2 protein-coding genes are annotated in these 1,193 nt (G+C 39.4%); one reads left to right on the plus strand and one right to left on the minus strand.

What is annotated here, in order from left to right:
- A partial coding sequence (locus IEY53_RS34785) for an IS110 family transposase (protein ID WP_189032928.1) occupies positions 1-312 on the minus strand: 312 nt, incomplete at its 3' end.
- Between the two features lie 257 nt (positions 313-569).
- On the opposite strand from IEY53_RS34785, the gene IEY53_RS34790 reads away from it, so the two are divergent.
- Complete coding sequence (locus IEY53_RS34790; protein WP_189032930.1) at positions 570-1,091, plus strand: GrpB family protein; 522 nt, start codon at positions 570-572, stop codon at positions 1,089-1,091.
- Positions 1,092-1,193 lie beyond the last annotated feature (102 nt).

A 1,193-nucleotide genomic window follows, 5' to 3' on the forward strand; every position in this document is an offset into this window, starting at 1 on the left:
AACAAGGACAGCCTCAATTCCTTGGTCTAGAAGCCAACGAGCCAGGCTCAGCCAGTAATGACCGGTGGGTTCCATACCTACAATGATTTTGCTCAGCTTGTAAGACTTGAGCAGATCTTGAATCCAACGTCTAAACAGGCGAAATCCCTCGTCATGGCTGCCGAACTCAAGAGGCGATCCCAAAGCAATTCCACGATAGCTTACTGCACGAGCGACATGCGTCTGTTGGGCAATATCTACACCGACAACCAGATGCAAAGAGGAAATGTTTTCAATACGTTGATTTTGCTTGTCTTGAGCTTTAAACTTCATAGTAGAGCGACCTCCTAGATGGTGAGATTAAAAGGGCTGTAGACCCGTATCCAACTCCCATGTTACAGAGGTGCTCTTTTTTGTACAAAGTCCAAATTATTCATTCTACAGGAATTCTAACGGGGAACGTTAGCACCATTGAAAATAGTCAGCCGAGATCATCGGTTGACTGTTCAGCTAACGGGCAGGATAACGTAACAACATTTTATGGTAAAATTGATGGTGGTGATAATTAGAACGACAATTTAGGAGGAAATATGCGGAAGTCAGAAATAGTAGCTTGGACTGAAACGTGGAATGAGTTGTATGTAATAGAATCCAATTTAATCAGTCAAATTTTTATTAGCGAAATGACCTCTATTCATCATATTGGAAGTACATCTGTCCCTAATATCGGTTACGCCAAACCAATTATTGATATATTGGTTGTAGTTAAAGACATAGAGAAGATTGACTTCTTCAATGGCAAAATGGTTGTTAATGGTTACTCTGTTCGAGGTGAGCAGGGAATTGAAGGAAGACGGTATTTTACAAAGGGTGGGAGTAACAGAACCCATCACGTACATATATACCAGACTGGAAATATAAACATTCAACTGCATTTGAACTTTAAAGAATATTTACTTTTACACTCTGATGACGCTAAAAAGTACGGAGAACTGAAACTGAAATTAGCTAATAAGTACCCAGATGATACACATAAATACCAAGAAGGAAAGGAATCTTTTGTTAATGAGTTAGTAGAAAAGTCCATTAAATGGGCTTCGTCTCATAGGTAACAAAAAATATGGTGTTATGGGTGAAATGGGGAAGCTATTAAGCTCCCTCAATATAATTTAGTTTTCTCACTCAGGCTCATGAATTCGCAGGATTTCACCATT

Source organism: Paenibacillus albidus (assembly GCF_014644435.1).
Taxonomy (GTDB): domain Bacteria; phylum Bacillota; class Bacilli; order Paenibacillales; family Paenibacillaceae; genus Paenibacillus_AQ; species Paenibacillus_AQ albidus.

Excerpts from the sequence above, each read along its gene's own strand:
- IEY53_RS34790 (WP_189032930.1), top strand. The coding sequence starts at position 570 with ATGCGGAAGTCAGAAATAGTAGCTTGGACTGAAACGTGGAATGAGTTG.